This is a genomic window from Erwinia sp. Leaf53 (assembly GCF_001422605.1).
Lineage (GTDB): Bacteria > Pseudomonadota > Gammaproteobacteria > Enterobacterales > Enterobacteriaceae > Erwinia.
Window position 1 is genome coordinate 127543 of the sequence record NZ_LMLK01000003.1, and the last position, 15154, is coordinate 142696.

Genomic DNA, 15154 nt, shown 5'->3' on the forward strand with positions numbered 1-15154 from the left:
GAATTTTCCTGCCGTCTGCCGGTCGAAGGCCAGCCATGCATAACCGCTTCCTGCCCACCGCACTCGGGCTCTATCTTAACTATCTGGTTCACGGGATGGGCGTGCTGCTGATCGCCCTGAATATGCCGCCGCTGATGCAGCAGTGGCACACCAACGCGGCCGGCGTGTCGGTGGTGGTGGCCTCGCTGGGCATCGGGCGGCTGGCCGCGCTGCTGCTGGCCGGGGTGCTGTCTGACCGCTTTGGCCGTAAGCCGTTTGTTTACCTTGGGATGCTCTGCTACCTCGGCTTTTTTGTCGGCATCGTCAGCGCATCGTCGGTCGGCGTGGCCTTCGCCTTTGGCCTGCTGGCCGGCGTCGCCAACAGCCTGCTGGACGCCGGCACCTATCCGGCGCTGATGGAGTCGTTTCCGCACACGCCCGGCACCGCGCTGATCGTGGTCAAGGCGTTTGTTTCAGCCGGGCAGTTTCTGCTGCCGTTCCTGGTCGGCGCGCTGGCGCTGAGCCACGCCTGGTTTGGCTGGTCGTTTATGGCGGCAGCCGCGGTGATGCTGCTGAACGCCCTCTGGCTTCTGCGGCGGCCGTTCCCCGATCGTCATTACGCTGCGGCTGCCCGCACGCCAGCGCCTGCGCTGGCCGCCAAAGGCCAGCTCGGTGATATTCTCTGCTTCACGCTGTATGGTTATATTTCGATGGCCACCTTCTGGCTGGTCAGCCAGTGGCTGGCGCAGTACGGGATGACGGTGGCCGGTTTAGCCTGGGATTCCGCCCTGCGTCTGCTGAGCCTGTATACCGTCGGTTCGCTGTGCGGCGTGCTGGTGACCGCCGTACTGGCCGATAAGCGGGTGCGCAGCGCCACGCTGCTGCCGTGGTACAACGCCATTTCGGTGCTGGCACTGCTCACCGTCTGCCTGTGGCCCGGCCCGGTTACCGTGCGGCTGTTTGCGCTGGTATTCGGGTTCTCGGCGGCGGGCGGGGTGGTACAGCTGGGGTTGGGGCTGATGGCGCAGCGCTTTCCCGACGCGCGCGGCAAAGCCACCGGGATCTATTACAGTGCGGGCAGCGTGGCCACCTTCACGGTGCCGCTGGTGGCGGCAAAGCTGTCGCAGACCAGTATCGCCAGCATACTGTGGTTTGATCTGCTGCTGGCCGCCGCCGGGCTGCTGCTGGCGGGAGTGATTAGCCTGCGTCAGCCCTCGCGCAAGGCCGCAGATAAAAAAACACGGCTCCGCCAGAGCGAAGCCGTATCAGTGGAGCAGAATTCCTCTCCGTCTGCAGAAAAACTGCGTGCAGATTAACGCACGATCAGCCCCAGCAGAATACCCAGCGCACCGAAGTCAGAGTCGCTGAAGGTGGTGTTCGCCAGGCCAATGCTGCCGAGCACCGGCAGCAGGAACACCGGAATAAAGGTGATCAGCAGGCCGTTGGTGAACGAACCGAGGATCGCCCCGCGACGCCCGCCGGTGGCGTTACCAAACACGCCCGCCGCTGCACCAACGAAGAAGTGCGGCACCACGCCCGGAATAATCACCGTCATGTTCAGCGCATACAGGATAAACATCCCCAGCACGCCGGCAACAAAGCTGCTGAGGAAGCCCACCAGCACCGCGTTCGGCGCGTACGGGAACACCACCGGGCAGTCCAGCGCCGGTTTGGCGTTCGGCACCAGCCTGTCGGAAATCCCTTTAAAGGCCGGGACGATCTCGGCAATAACCATACGCACGCCCTGCAGCACGATATAGACGCCGGCGGCAAAGGTGATCGACTGCATCAGCGAGAACATAAACCAGTTTTTACCACCGGCGTTCATCTCTTTCACCGCCGACGGGCCGGCCACCAGGCAGGTGAAAATGAAGATAAAGAACATGGTGAAGGCAATCGCCACCGGCGTGTCGCGCAGGAACAGCAGGCTTTTGGGTACCTGCATATCTTCCGTCGACTTCTCTTTATTACCAAACTTGCTGCCGATAAACGCCGACAACAGCTGAGAAATTGAGGAGAAGTGGCCGAAGGCAACGTCATCCGACCCGGTGACTTTCTTCATATACGGGTGAATAATCGCCGGGAAGAACACCATTGATACGCCTACCACCAGCGAACCTACCGCAATCAGGCTGACGCCCTTCATGCCGGCGGTCGCCAGAATCACCGCCACCATCATCGACATAAACAGCGTATGGTGACCGGTCAGGAAGATGTACTTCCACGGCGTAAAGCGCGCAATGGCGATGTTAATCACCATGGCAAAGAACATGATCATCGCCATTTCGGTACCGAAGCTCTTCTGCGCCACGGCAACGATCGCTTCGTTATTCGGCACCACGCCCGGAATCCCGAACGCATGATGGAAGATAGCGGCAAAATCGCTCAGCGAGGAGACGATCAGGCCGGCACCGGCACCGAGGATCAGGAAGCCCATCACCGTTTTGACCGTACCTTTAATCACTTCGGTGGCGGGCTTTTTCTGCGCCACCAGGCCAATCAACGCGATCAGCCCGACCAGGATCGAGGGTTCGGACAGCACATCACTCATTAAAAAACGGAAGAATTCCATTTTTAGCTCCGGTTACAGTGCGCCGAGTTCGGTTAAGGCGGCAGAAATACGCTCTTTCATCGCCACCTTATCCACCATGTTTTGCAGCGAGACGATCTTACCGCCCACCTGCTGCGCTACCAGCTGCTCGGCGATATCGGAGGTGCCAACGAAGATATCGCTGCTGGTCCCTTTCGCAGATCCCAGGTCAACGTGATCGACTTCAGCCGCCACACCCAGGTCTTTAACGATATTTTTAATGCTCATTTCCATCATCAGGCTGGTGCCCAGGCCGTTGCCACACACTACGGTAATTTTCATCTGTTGGTCCTCTGGTTGAATTCAGTAACGCGAAATAATGGATAAAATCTGACTGACCTCTGTCGCCGCCATCAATGCCGCGGTATCCTCAGGGGTATCAAAAAGCTGCGCCAGCGCGGTCAGGATGCCGATATGGCTGTTGCTGTCGGTGGCAGCCAGCACGATCAGCAGGTGCACCGGATCGTTACCTTCCGAGTCGAAGTTGACGCCCTGCTGTACCACGGTCAGGCTGACGCCGATCTTACAGGCACCCTCTTCCGGGCGGGCGTGCGGCATTGCAATGCCGGGGCCGACCACGTAGTAAGGGCCGATCGCTTCATGCGAGCGGTAAATAGCCTCGACGTAACGGGCTTCGATAGTGCCGTTATCGCGCAGCGGCTGGCAGCTGCGGGTGACCGCCTCACGCCAGTCGGTGCAGGCGGGCAGGATCTGAATGACCTCTGGAGTCAGTAAATCTTTCAACATGGGATGGTTACCTTAATGAATTTTCACGGGCAGAGTAGTGGCTCAGACAGCGGATTAATGTGACCAACATCTAAAAAGTTAACGCTAACTGTTATAACTATCATTAAATGTGACCGGCTTATCATAAGCCGGTGAAAGGCTTGTGCTCTGAAGACGGTAGCGGCACACTGCCCGCAGTCATCGCGCCGTTGGCGGTAGCAAAGGGAGAAACCAGGATGCGCAAGCGTCGTAGTAGTGGTCGGGTTACGCTGCAGGATGTGGCCGATTATGTTGGCGTGGGGATCATGACGGTGTCGCGAGCGATGCGCACTCCGGAGCTGGTCTCTGATAAAGTTCGCCAGCAGGTAGAAACTGCGGCCAGCCAGCTGGGTTATCAGGCCAGCCTGCCTGCCAGTGAACTGGTTGCTACCCCGGCTAATGGCCGGGTGACGCTGCAGGAGGTGGCCCGCCACGCCGGCGTCGGGCCGATGACCGTGTCCCGCGCGCTGCGCGATCCGTCGCTGGTTTCCGAATCTGCGCTGCAAAAAATTCAGCAGGCGGTGGCGGCAACCGGCTACGTGCCCAACCAGGCGGCGGCCGCGCTGGCCTCCGCACAGCTGCACACCGTGGCGGTGCTCTACCCTTTTCAGCACGACCGCGCCAGCAACCGCTTTGTGCAGGCGTTGCAGCAGACGCTGAGCAAACAGCCGTTTCAGCTGATTATGGCCTGCCACGAATACCATCAGTACGGCGAAACGCCGCTGGTGGAAAAGCTGCTGCAGAACCGCCCCTCGGCGCTGGTGCTGTTCGGCGCGCAGCTGTCAGAGAAGACCTGCGCGCTGATTGCCCAGGCCGAGCTGGTGACGGTGAACGTCTGCGGCGCGGAGCGCTTTCCTGCCGATATCACGCTGAATATGGCGATCGGCGATGCCGCCGAGCGGCTGACCCGCTATCTGCTGGACAAGGGCTACCGGCGCATCGCATTTATCGGCGCACACACCGATAACCGCCTGCACCGTCAGCAGCTCAACGGCTGGCACAAGGCGATGCTGGCGCATTACCAGAACGCCGACCTGATGATTACCGTGCCGGAAGCGCCCACCCTGCAGCAGGGCCGCTACGCGCTCGGCCAGCTGTTGCAGAACCAGCCGGACCTCGACGCGATCATCTGTAGCCACGAGGAGCTGGCGTTTGGCGTGCTGGCCGAATGCCAGCGGCGGCTGATGAAGGTGCCCTATGACCTGGCGGTGGCCTGCCTCGACGGTTCCGATAACTGCGATCACACCTTCCCGGCGCTGACCTCAATGCGGCTGAACTATGAGCAGCTCGGCCAGCAGGTGGGCGAACAGCTGATGGCGATGCTCGATAACGCACCGCCGGCGCAGGAACAGCAGCTGAAATTTACTCTGGAGCCGGGGGCAAGTAGTTGAGCTCCGGTTCAGCAACCGCGGTCCGGCGCTCTGATCGCCGCCCGACAGCCTGCGCGCGCAGAGTGCCATTTTGCAAGAGAAGGTCCGCCGCAGAAGCACACTGCAACTGCTCGCTGCTGATGACAAACAGCCGGTGCGGATGCAGATCCCGGTCATTCCCCCACGCATAGCCAGCCCAGAAGGCGTGAAATTCACCCCACGAAGGAATGGATTTCAAAGGCCTTCCCTCCTCGCTGCCGTCCGAGAGGTAGACGTGGTAGTCCGGCTGGGCAAGGGCCCAGGCGATCATCACTTCCCAGAAACGTTTGCCGTCGCCGGTGTGTTCACTGTCTGACACCACGATCGCATAGCGTGACAGGAAATGGCGGAAGAACCGTTTCGCTATGCCGCTTACCACATCCTGGTGCTGCGGCAGCACGGTACGCCAGACCATAATCTGCGTACAGGTTTCGCGTAACGGGACAATATGTTTTAACAGCAGCAGCTTAACGGCATAAACGGTTTCCGGCTCTTCGGTTTCCGCAATCAGCCGGTACTGGTCTTCCTGCAATGAACTTACCAGCCGATAGCCCGGCGGCAGGCTGAACCCTTCCAGTGTAAAATCGCGCACGCCTTTGGCCAGAAAATAGCGCGTGTCATCGCTGTTTCTTCCCGAAATAACGCTGCCGAATTTTTCATCAAAACCCGCAGCGGGTATCAGAAATGGCATCCCTGAATTCCTTATGGCTGTATTCATCCTCACCCTCCTTTTGCGTCACTCTGATTAAACCCGAACGCAGCAGGCGGCACCGCCGGTGGTCAACCCACCGGTAACGCTCACCTGACGCTACGCATCGCCGCTCTGACGATCAAGTATGCTGTTTTTTTCTACAGCATGCTTCCCAAAATATTTCCGAAAAGCACAATAGTTACATTCCGCTTGCGCACCGTCCCGCATCTTCGGATAGTCTGTGGTACAGACCCGCCACTATTCAAGGAGATAACATGACGCAAAACCTGACGGTCACCGCCGCGCTGGATACCCTGGAGACCCATTACGCGGCGGCGGTCGATGCGCTGCGCGATGCCGTTACCGCCTTTATTGCCGACGGTACCCTGCCCGATGCCGCCGCGCGTGCCGCCGGCCTGTTCGTCTACCCGCAGCTGCGCGTCAGCTGGAACGGCGCGGCCCCGGCGCAGCGGCTGACCCGCGCCTTTGGCCGCTTTACCCGCCCCGGTAGCTACAGCACCACCGTTACCCGCCCGGCGCTGGTGCGGCGTTACCTGAGTGAACAACTGGAGTTACTGGCGTCGGAGTACCCGGTCACCATTGAGGTACTGCCCTCAGATCAGGAAATCCCCTTCCCCTACGTGATCGACGGCTCCGGCCTGGCGCTGGACCGCAGCATGAGCGCCGGCCTCGCCCGTCACTTCCCAACCACCGAGCTGGCGCTGATCGGCGACGAGAACGCCGACGGCCTGTTCCAGCCGGGTGAAACCTTCCCGCTGTCGCACTTTGACGCGCTGCGCACCGACTTTTCGCTGGCGCGGCTGCGCCACTACACCGGCACCCCGGTGGAGGATTTCCAGCCTTACGTGCTGTTTACCAACTACACCCGCTACGTGGATGAGTTTGTGCTGTGGGCCTGCGAGCAAATCGCTGACCCGGACTCGCCCTATCAGGCCCTCTCCTGCGCCGGAGGCATCACCATCACCCGCGACACGCCGCACCCGGAGCAGACCGTCACCGACGTGGCGTGGAAAAAGCACCAGATGCCGGCCTGGCACCTGATTGCGGCGGACGGCCACGGTATTACCCTGGTTAATATCGGCGTTGGCCCGTCGAATGCCAAAACCATCTGCGATCACCTCGCGGTGCTGCGCCCGCACGCCTGGCTGATGATCGGCCACTGCGGCGGCCTGCGTGAAAGCCAGACCATCGGCGACTACGTGCTGGCGCACGCCTATCTGCGTGATGACCACGTGCTGGATGCGGTGCTGCCGCCGGATATCCCGATCCCAAGCATTGCCGAAGTGCAGCGCGCGCTGTACGACGCCACCAAACAGGTCAGCGGCATGCCGGGGGAAGCGGTAAAACAGCGCCTGCGTACCGGCACGGTGGTCACCACCGACGACCGCAACTGGGAGCTGCGTTATTCTGCTTCCGCGCTGCGCTTTAACCTCAGCCGCGCGGTGGCGGTGGATATGGAGAGCGCCACCATTGCCGCCCAGGGTTACCGTTTTCGTGTACCCTACGGCACGCTGCTGTGCGTCTCCGATAAGCCGCTGCACGGCGAGATCAAGCTGCCGGGCCAGGCCAACCGCTTCTATGAGGGGGCAATCTCCGAACATCTGCAGATTGGTATTCGCGCCATCGACCTGCTGCGCGCCGAGGGCGACCGCCTGCACTCGCGCAAGCTGCGCACCTTTGATGAACCGCCGTTCCGCTGATTCTGCGGCAGTACCGTATCTGCTGCCCGTGCGCTATTGCGGCTGACTGAATCGCACCCGTGCCGCCATGGCCAGGACAGATAACGAGCCATCCGCAGGTGACACCTGTCGCTGTTACAGGTGTCACATCCCGCCCGGTGCACCCCGGCACAGTGGTCCCGGTCAAAATTAACCCATTGAATTAAAACAACTTCACTCAACCTCTCGATCCTGGCACGCTTTTCGCAATTCCCTGCGCGAGTCTCTGCTCCGGCTGATGCATAAGGCACAGCAATGGACAGGGTTAAGCCAGTCTCAGGGAGACAGTATGAAAGCAGCTCGTTGGTATAAAGCACGCGACATCCGCATCGATGATATTGAAGAGCCCCAGGTTTCCGCCGGTCAGGTCAAGATTAAAGTCGCCTGGACCGGGATCTGCGGCAGCGATCTGCATGAGTATCTGGCCGGGCCGATCTTCGTTCCGGTCGACCAGCCGCATAAAATCAGCCATGACATTGCGCCGATCGTGATGGGCCACGAGTTCTCCGGCGAAGTGGTGGCGGTGGGCAGCGGCGTAACCCGCGTTAAGGCCGGCGACCGCGTGGTGGTCGAGCCGATCCTCTCCTGCCAGCAGTGTGAAGCCTGCCGCGAAGGCAAATATAACCTGTGCGGCGACCTCGGCTTCCATGGCCTGTCCGGCGGCGGCGGTGGCTTCTCCAGCTTTACCGTGGTGGCCGAGCATATGGTGCACCGCATGCCGGACGCGCTGAGCTATGAGCAGGGTGCGCTGGTTGAACCGGCCGCCGTTGCGCTGCACGCGGTACGCATGAGCAAGCTGAAAGCGGGTGACAAGGCGGCGGTATTCGGTGCCGGCCCAATCGGCCTGCTGGTCATTGAAGCGCTGCGCGCGGCCGGGGCGGCGGAAATCTACGTGGTGGAGCTGTCGCCACAGCGTGCGGAGAAAGCCCGCGAACTGGGTGCCAGAGTGGTGATCGACCCGAGCAAAGAAGATGCGGTGGCCAAAATTCGCGAGCTGAGCGCGGGTGGCGTTGACGTGGCCTATGAAGTGACCGGTGTGCCGGTGGTGCTTAAGCAGTGCATCGACAGCACCCGTTATGAAGGCGAAACCGTTATTGTCTCGATCTGGGAAGGTGAAGCCTCATTCCACCCGAACAAAGTGGTGCTGGCCGAGCGCAGCGTGAAGGGCATTATCGCCTATCGCCATATCTTCCCGGCGGTGATGGACCTGATGACCCAGGGCTACTTCCAGGCCGACAAGCTGGTCACCAAGCGCATCGAGCTGGAGCAGCTGGTCACCGAAGGCTTTGACGCGCTGGTCAAAGAGAAACAGCAGGTGAAAATCCTGGTGCGTCCGCCGCAGGACTAAGCACGGCCGCTAACGGCACGCCGGCCGCATCTTTGTTCCCCTGAAGAAGCCTGCCTTCGCGGCCATCAGCCCAGCCTGCGCACGTTACACCCGTTACGGTGCGCAGGTTACTCTTCCCACAGTATGTGCCCCTGCTCAACACGCCCCTATTAACTCCTGTGCAACGGCGACCGTATGCCGTATCGCTGCATACGGCGGTAGAGCGTCATTCGGCTGATACCGAGTAGGCGCGCCACGGCGCTGTGGTTCCAGCGGGCGGCGTGCAGATGCTGCTCCAGCTCCTGCGCTTCCGGCGGTAAGCCCGGTGGGTTTTTCTGTCCGCTGCAGGCGGCGGCAGCTCCGTGACCTGACGCGCCGGCGTGCCCGGTCGCAGGGGCTGCCGGATGGTCTGCCGCACCGGCATACGATAGCGGCCCCTGCTGAGACGCCCCGGACGTAGCTGAGTTCATAACAAGATCGTGCGCCGCTGCGGCACGGGGAAAAATCTGTGCACTGGCGATGCCCTGCCCGCTCATCTGCAGCGTGTCCGGCAGATCGGCAGGTTCAATACGCCCGTTCAGGCTCATCGCGCTGGCGTAGTCCAGCGCGTTACGCAGTTCGCGCAGATTACCGGGCCAGCGATGTTGCTGTACACAGCGGCGCGCGGCGGGTGCCAGCTCCGCTTTACCGTCCAGCAGCGTGTCGATCAGCCAGTCCAGATCGCTGCGATCGCGGAGTGCGGGCAGCGTCACGCGTGCGCCCTGCAAGCGCCAGAACAGATCGGCGCGAAAATGCCCCTGCTCCACCCGCTGCTCAAGCCGATGGTGCGAGGCCGAAATCACCCGAATATCCACCCTGACCGGCCGCGTTCCCCCCACCGGCAGCACCTCTTTTTCCGCCAGCACCCGCAGCAGCCGGGTCTGCATCTCCAACGGCATATCGCCGATCTCATCGAGGAACAGCGTGCCGCCGTCTGCGGCCTGGATCAGTCCCGCCCGCGCCTTACTGCCGGCACCGGAGAAGCTGCCGGGCAGATGGCCAAACAGTTCACTCTCGATCAGCTGTGCCGGGATCGCCGCGCAGTTAACGGCGATAAACGGCCGTGCCCGGCGATCGCTGGCCTGGTGGAAGGCACGGGCAAAGTACTCTTTACCGCTGCCGGTCTCGCCCTGCACCACCAGGTTCAGCGAGGCGCTAAGCAGCCGGGCGGCACGCTGCAGCTGCTGATGCAGGGCCGCATCGCCGCCACACAGTGCCGCCAGCGGTGCGGGCAGTTCCGCGCACGCGTGCGCGGCGGGCCGGTTCGCGACACCGCGCGCTGCATGCAGAACGGCGCCCTCTCGTGCAGCGTGCAGGTCCGCAGATACGTGCGCGGCGGGCCGGTCAGCGACACCGCACGGTGCGTGCCGATCGGCGGACGCGTGCGCGGCACGGCGTGCCGGCCGCAGCGGTGCAACCGCCGTGACAAACAGCTTATCGCCGCTGCGCGCCTGATCCAGCGTGGCAGGCTGCCCGCCGGCCAGCCACTGGGGCAGGCAGTCGAGGGTGGTGTTGAACAGACGCTCGATCGGCATCCCCAGCAGCGCGCTTTTGTCACCCGGCGGCGGCGCGCTAAGCCCCAGCTCGCCTTCCAGCAGGCACTGGCCACGGTGGTTGTGGCCGGCCAGCAGTCCGCGATCGTCGAAGGCGATCAGAAATTCCGGGCTGCCACCGACAAAGGGTGCACCCGCGCTGAGCTGCAGCGTCCAGTTGTTCTGGTGACGATGGGCAAACCAGGCGTTCTCAATACGCGCAGCCCAGACCTGAGCAAGCTGCAGCGCCAGATGCTGGCTGGCGCGCGGCTGCGGCGAGCTGAGCGCCGAAATATCCAGAATCGCCTGCAGCTGCCCCTCGGGATCGAACAGCGGTACGGCGCTGCAGGTCAGCGGGATATGGGTTGCATCAAAGTGATCGGTCTGGTGCACGGTCAGCGCCCTGCCGGTAGCCAGCGCAGTGCCGACCGCACAGGTGCCGGCTACCGCTTCGGTCCACTCTGCGCCAAGAAACAGCCCGGCGCGGCGCAGGCTGACCTCGGCGTGGGCATCGCCCAGGTAATCTACAGTAATGCCGCTGGCGTCGGTCAGCAGCAGCACGTAGCCGGCCGCTGCGATCTGCTGATAGAGCTGCGTCAGGCCGTGGTGGGCGATATGGCGGAACTCCTCCATACGCTGGCGGTGTTCGCGCAGCTGCTGCCACGGCAGGATGCGCGCCTCCTGCATGCGCCCCGGCTCAAGGCCGTGATGCGTGACGCAGCGCTGCCAGGAGTCGCCGATCAGCTGCTCCTGCGGCGAACGGGCCAGCCAGCGTGCAGGTTCAGACAGATGTGCCATCACGGTGGCAATATGTTCACGCTGGTGCTGATTCACGGGATCCTCCTGTGGCGACATCAATAGTTGGCTGGCGCGGCTGACGTGGGCCGTTATCATACACCGTTTTTCCCGGACGGCGTCGCCGTGCGTAACGGGTCTGAACATTCGCGGGAATTTTTTTACCAGTCTGATAAGGCTTCGGTGCGGTGCCGCAAAGCCAGAGCGGTTAGCCGTTAAAAAACGCGGACGGGGTTCAAAAAATGCCAGAAAAAAGCCGCCTGTAGAGGCGGCCCGGATGATCAAAGGCAGGTTGTCATGACAAAGCGTCAGAGAACCGCCCTGAAGGCGTTACCATTTGTAGTCAACTGACGCAATTACCGAGCGACCGGTGCCGTAGAAGCAGGCGGAGTCGCCGCTGCAGGAGGCCACATAATGCTTGTCACTGAGGTTCTGCACGTTGAGCTGCAGCGTGGCGCCGCGCAGTGAAGGCACCGCTTTGCCCAGTTCATACTGCGCCATCGCGTCATACAACGTGTAGTGCGGTACGGTGTAAACCCCGTCGTCGCTGCCCGGCGCGGTGCCGGTGTAGCGCACGCCTGCACCCAGGGTAAGGCCGTCCAGCGGGCCGTTGAGAACGCTGTAGCTGCCCCAGGCCGAAGCCGCATGGCGCGGGATTGCAGCCGGGCTGTGGCCGACCTGCGAGGCATCCACCGACTCTTTGGTGACCACGGCGGTGTAGGTATAGGCGGCGGTCAGCTTCACCTCAGGAACCGGCTGCGCGTGCAGTTCGGTTTCCACGCCTTTCGAACGTACCTTACCGATCTGGCGGTAGTAGCTGGTAGCGAGCGCGCTGTCCCAGTAGAAGTCGGCGACGTTCTTCTGCTCAATATCAAACAGCGAGACGGTGATCATCGCATCACTGCCGGTGGGCTGATACTTAACGCCGATCTCCGCCTGCTTACCGGTGGTCGGCTTCAGCGGGCCGCTGCCCGGTCTGGCGTTCTCCAGCACCGGTTCGAACGAGGTACTGTAGCTGACGTACGGTGAAACGCCGGAGTCAAATGCGTACAGCAGGCCGGTGCGGTAAGTGAACTTGCTGTCGTTAACGGTTTTATCGGTGCCGCCGCTGGTGCGGTCCCACAGACGCCCCTGCGACCAGTCGTTACGACCGGAGATCAGCAGGTTAAATCTGTTCCACTCCAGCTGATCCTGCAGATAGACGCCCACCTGATTCAGGGTTTTCTGCGTGTCCAGCGAGGTGTAGAACGCGCTCTCATTGACGTCAATATCAACCGGATTGCTCCAGTCGGTGTAGTCGGCATCCTGACGGGTAATCCGCGTATTCACGTGGCTGTAGCGGTAATCCACCCCACCCAGCACCGTATGCTGCACGTCGCCGGTGGCAAACAGCCCTTTCAGGTGGTTATCCACCCCCACTTCGTTGGTCAGCGCGGTTTCATGCTGCGGGCGGCGGCCGATGGTATGGTCGTTGGCGTCATCGTTGAAGGTATAAACGATATATTTATAGTCTTCATCGCGGTGGGTGTAGCGCAGGTTCTGCTGGAAGGAGAGCGCCTCGTTAAAGCTGTGATCCAGCTCGTAGCCGATCGACAGCTGCCTGCGGTGCGATTTGTAATACTCTGGATCGTTGGCGTTGACGTTGTAGTCATACGGGATATACCCGACGCTGGTCGGCAGCAGCGTGCCCAGCGCCGGCAGGAAGTTACGCGACCCGGCGTTCGGTTCATACTGGTAGCTGGTCAGCAGCGTGAAGCTGGTGTCTTCATTTGGCAGCCAGGTGATGGCCGGGGCGATGGCAATGCGCTGCTGCTTATTGCCCTTCACCTCTTCATGCTTAATGCTGCCGATGCCGTTCAGACGGTAGAACAGCGTATTGTCATCATTTAAGCGCCCGCCAAAATCAAACGCCGCCTCGCCCAGGTGATGATTGCCGGTGCTGAGCTTCACTTCATGAATGCTCTCCGCCGTCGGGCGTTTGCTGGTCATCACCAGCAGCCCGCCCGGGCTGACCTGGCCATAGAGCACCGAGGCCGGGCCGTGCACCATCTCCACCCGCTCCAGCAGCCACGGATCGAACTGCCCTGCCCCGCCGTTTTCGCTGGAAAGACCAAAGTGCAGGCCGTCCAGCAGCTTCGGCGCGTAGCGGAAGCCGCGGCTGATCACCTCATCGTTGCGGTTTGAGTTACCGCGATAGTTGGTGACCACGCCGCTGGTGTATCTCAGCGCGTCGGCCACCGAGGCCGGCCGCTGGTCGTCCATCTGCTCGCGGGTGACCACCGAGATCGCCTGCGGGGTTTTACGCAGCGGAGTGGCGCTTTTGGTGCCGGCAGCGCTCTCTTTCGCCACAATACCGCCGGACGGCGCGGTGACGCTTTCGCCAGCCTTAGCAGTCACGGTCAGCGTTGCGTCCGCCGCGGCCACGGCATGGATGGAGGGCAACAGCAGCAGCGAGGACGCCAGCAGCAGGCGCACTCCGCAGGCCTCAGCGGGAAGGGTTATAGCGGATTTTGCCGGTTTATTTTGTTCAGTCTTCATCGTTATCCCTGTCTTACGACAGCCTTGCTAAATAAACACCAGAGAAGGCCGGTCGCCCTTTTTTAGGCGCGATCCGGCGGACATGGGTAACCCTTCGCCCCAGCAGGGCGGGTTACTTTTATTGCTGCGCGAAAAAAGCCTTACACCCACAGGAGTTAGCACCATTATCAGCAGCGCGAACGCATATTATTGCAAATGTAAATAGTTCTCAATACTATTCAGATTAGCATTATTATATTTGTCGATGCCGATGCAGATAACCTGTCGACATCTCACCGTGAATTAAGGAAAAAAATCGTGATAAACGCGAAGTCGCTGCTCCCTCACGCGCAGCCGCGCGGCTGTGCCGCCGGCTGGCTGGCCGCTGACCACGTCGGGGAAGAGGCCTGGTGGCGAGAACTGGCGCACTGCGGTACGCCGCTGATCGAAACAGCGGACGACGACGCGCTGCTGATAAGCTTTTTCTGGCGCGATCCGGCGGGCGATGAAACGCGTTCGCCGGTGCGTCAGGTCTATATCAGCATTAACTGCGTCACCGATCATCATCACCCACAGCCGCAGAGCCTGCACCGCCTGCCGGGCACCGACGTCTGGCACTGGTCAGTCACGGTCGACGCCCGCTGGCGCGGCAGCTATTGCCTGATCCCGGCGGGCAGCGCCCAGCTGCCGCCCGCCTTCAGCGGCGATGCCGCCGCGCGCGCGCATCAGCAGCGCGAATGGTGGATTTCGCTGTTCCCGTTTGCCATCGCCGATCCGCTTAACCCCCGTGCACCGCACTACAGCAGCCAGCGCCATCCGCTCTCTGCCGCCCATATGCCGCGCGCGCAGGAGCAGTCGGCCTGGCATCAGCTGGACGCCGGTCAACCGGCGCTGGCCGACCCGCAGCGCCTGCACAGCTTCAGCTGGGAGAGCAAACTGCTGGGCAACCGACGCCGCATCTGGATCTACACCACCGGTACCACCCCGACCCCGGAGACGCGGCCGCTGGCAATCCTGCTTGACGGGCAGAACTGGGTGGAGGGGCAGCCGGCCTTTGCCGCGCTGGACTGCGCCACGGAGAGCGGCCAGCTGCCGCCGGCGGTCTGGCTGTTTGTTGACGCGATCACGATGCGCCACCGCGAGCAGGAGCTGCCCTGTAACGCGGCGTTCTGGCAGGCGCTGCAGCAGGAGCTGCTGCCGCTGGTAAGGCAAAAGGTGGCGTTCAGCGGGCAGGCCGACCACACGGTGGTGGCCGGGCAGAGCTACGGCGGGCTGGCGGCGCTGTACGCCGGGCTGCACTGGCCGCAGCGCTTTGGTCGGGTGCTCAGCCAGTCCGGCTCATTCTGGTGGCCGGAAGTACGGCTGATTAAAGAGTTTAACGGCGATCTGAACGGGCAAACCGGCTGGCTGACCGCGCAGGTGCAAAGCGGCGCGCTGCCGCCGTCGCGGCTGAAGATCTTTATGGAGGCCGGCGACCGCGAAGGCGATATGGCGGCGCTCAGCCAGCAGATGCATGAAGCGCTGCAGCCGGGCGGTCACGCGATTTATTTTCGCATCTACGCCGGCGGCCATGATGGTTTGTGCTGGCGCGGCGGCCTGATCGACGGTATGCGCTGGCTGCTCGCCGACCTGACGATCGCCACAGATGAGCACGCCACTGATGCCTGATCGGCTACCGTAGCGGCCTGATGCTCAGGTGCCGGACAGGGTCTGCCTGAGCGGTCACCCTGCGCCTGCACCCGTGATCTGCTGCCTGGCGCATAGCGCCTGA

General features: G+C 62.0%; 10 protein-coding genes and 1 pseudogene. 5 read left to right on the forward strand and 6 right to left on the reverse strand.

The genetic code is table 11. The features are described from left to right. Positions 1–35: 35 nt before the first annotated feature. Positions 36–1295, forward strand: a complete 1260-nt coding sequence (locus ASF13_RS04380) for an MFS transporter (RefSeq protein ID WP_056232990.1) — start codon at positions 36–38, stop codon at positions 1293–1295. Here the strand turns inward: ASF13_RS04380 and ASF13_RS04385 are convergent. Genes ASF13_RS04385 through ASF13_RS04395 form a run of 3 tightly spaced genes read right to left on the reverse strand, consistent with a single transcriptional unit; the run spans position 1292 to position 3316 of the window. Continuing rightward, positions 1292–2551 carry a PTS ascorbate transporter subunit IIC gene (locus ASF13_RS04385; RefSeq protein ID WP_056232991.1) on the reverse strand — a complete coding sequence of 420 codons (1260 nt, stop codon included), beginning with the start codon at positions 2549–2551 and terminating at the stop codon, positions 1292–1294. The two genes, ASF13_RS04380 and ASF13_RS04385, sit on opposite strands and share 4 nt — an antisense overlap. A 12-nt stretch (positions 2552–2563) precedes the next feature. Further along, entirely contained in the window at positions 2564–2851 is a 288-nt protein-coding gene (locus ASF13_RS04390; RefSeq protein ID WP_056232994.1) for a PTS sugar transporter subunit IIB, read from the reverse strand. 21 nt (positions 2852–2872) lie between these two features. Further along, on the reverse strand, positions 2873–3316 hold the full coding sequence (locus ASF13_RS04395; protein WP_056232996.1) for a PTS sugar transporter subunit IIA: 444 nt from the start codon (positions 3314–3316) through the stop codon (positions 2873–2875). A 215-nt stretch (positions 3317–3531) separates the two neighbouring features. Between ASF13_RS04395 and ASF13_RS04400 the strand changes: the two genes are divergently transcribed. Next, complete coding sequence (locus ASF13_RS04400; RefSeq protein WP_056232997.1) at positions 3532–4725, forward strand: LacI family DNA-binding transcriptional regulator; 1194 nt, start codon at positions 3532–3534, stop codon at positions 4723–4725. A gap of 103 nt (positions 4726–4828) precedes the next feature. Here ASF13_RS04400 and ASF13_RS04405 read toward each other — a convergent pair. Beyond that, positions 4829–5461, reverse strand: a pseudogene (locus ASF13_RS04405) (hypothetical protein); the annotation flags it as partial. 248 nt (positions 5462–5709) lie between these two features. On the opposite strand from ASF13_RS04405, the gene ASF13_RS04410 reads away from it, so the two are divergent. Together ASF13_RS04410 and ASF13_RS04415 are read left to right on the forward strand one after the other, a co-directional pair. Next, complete coding sequence (locus tag ASF13_RS04410; protein WP_056232999.1) at positions 5710–7155, forward strand: AMP nucleosidase; 1446 nt, start codon at positions 5710–5712, stop codon at positions 7153–7155. A 307-nt stretch (positions 7156–7462) separates the two neighbouring features. Next, positions 7463–8521: a 2,3-butanediol dehydrogenase gene (locus tag ASF13_RS04415; RefSeq protein ID WP_056233001.1), complete on the forward strand. Its 1059-nt coding sequence runs from the start codon at positions 7463–7465 to the stop codon at positions 8519–8521. A gap of 149 nt (positions 8522–8670) precedes the next feature. On the opposite strand, the gene ASF13_RS24745 is transcribed toward ASF13_RS04415, so the two are convergent. After that, positions 8671–10905, reverse strand: coding sequence for a sigma-54-dependent Fis family transcriptional regulator (locus ASF13_RS24745; RefSeq protein ID WP_056233004.1), 2235 nt, complete (start codon positions 10903–10905; stop codon positions 8671–8673). Positions 10906–11196: 291 nt separating this feature from the next. Further along, positions 11197–13404, reverse strand: a complete 2208-nt coding sequence (locus tag ASF13_RS04425; RefSeq protein WP_056233006.1) for a TonB-dependent siderophore receptor — start codon at positions 13402–13404, stop codon at positions 11197–11199. Positions 13405–13701: 297 nt separating this feature from the next. On the opposite strand from ASF13_RS04425, the gene fes reads away from it, so the two are divergent. Continuing rightward, on the forward strand, positions 13702–15051 hold the full coding sequence (gene fes / locus ASF13_RS04430) for an enterochelin esterase (protein ID WP_235514946.1): 1350 nt from the start codon (positions 13702–13704) through the stop codon (positions 15049–15051). Positions 15052–15154: the final 103 nt, after the last annotated feature.

Excerpts from the sequence above, each read along its gene's own strand:
- ASF13_RS04380 (WP_056232990.1), top strand. The coding sequence starts at position 36 with ATGCATAACCGCTTCCTGCCCACCGCACTCGGGCTCTATCTTAACTAT.
- ASF13_RS04385 (WP_056232991.1), bottom strand. The coding sequence starts at position 2,551 with ATGGAATTCTTCCGTTTTTTAATGAGTGATGTGCTGTCCGAACCCTCG.
- ASF13_RS04390 (WP_056232994.1), bottom strand. The coding sequence starts at position 2,851 with ATGAAAATTACCGTAGTGTGTGGCAACGGCCTGGGCACCAGCCTGATG.
- ASF13_RS04395 (WP_056232996.1), bottom strand. The coding sequence starts at position 3,316 with ATGTTGAAAGATTTACTGACTCCAGAGGTCATTCAGATCCTGCCCGCC.
- ASF13_RS04400 (WP_056232997.1), top strand. The coding sequence starts at position 3,532 with ATGCGCAAGCGTCGTAGTAGTGGTCGGGTTACGCTGCAGGATGTGGCC.
- ASF13_RS04410 (WP_056232999.1), top strand. The coding sequence starts at position 5,710 with ATGACGCAAAACCTGACGGTCACCGCCGCGCTGGATACCCTGGAGACC.
- ASF13_RS04415 (WP_056233001.1), top strand. The coding sequence starts at position 7,463 with ATGAAAGCAGCTCGTTGGTATAAAGCACGCGACATCCGCATCGATGAT.
- ASF13_RS04425 (WP_056233006.1), bottom strand. The coding sequence starts at position 13,404 with ATGAAGACTGAACAAAATAAACCGGCAAAATCCGCTATAACCCTTCCC.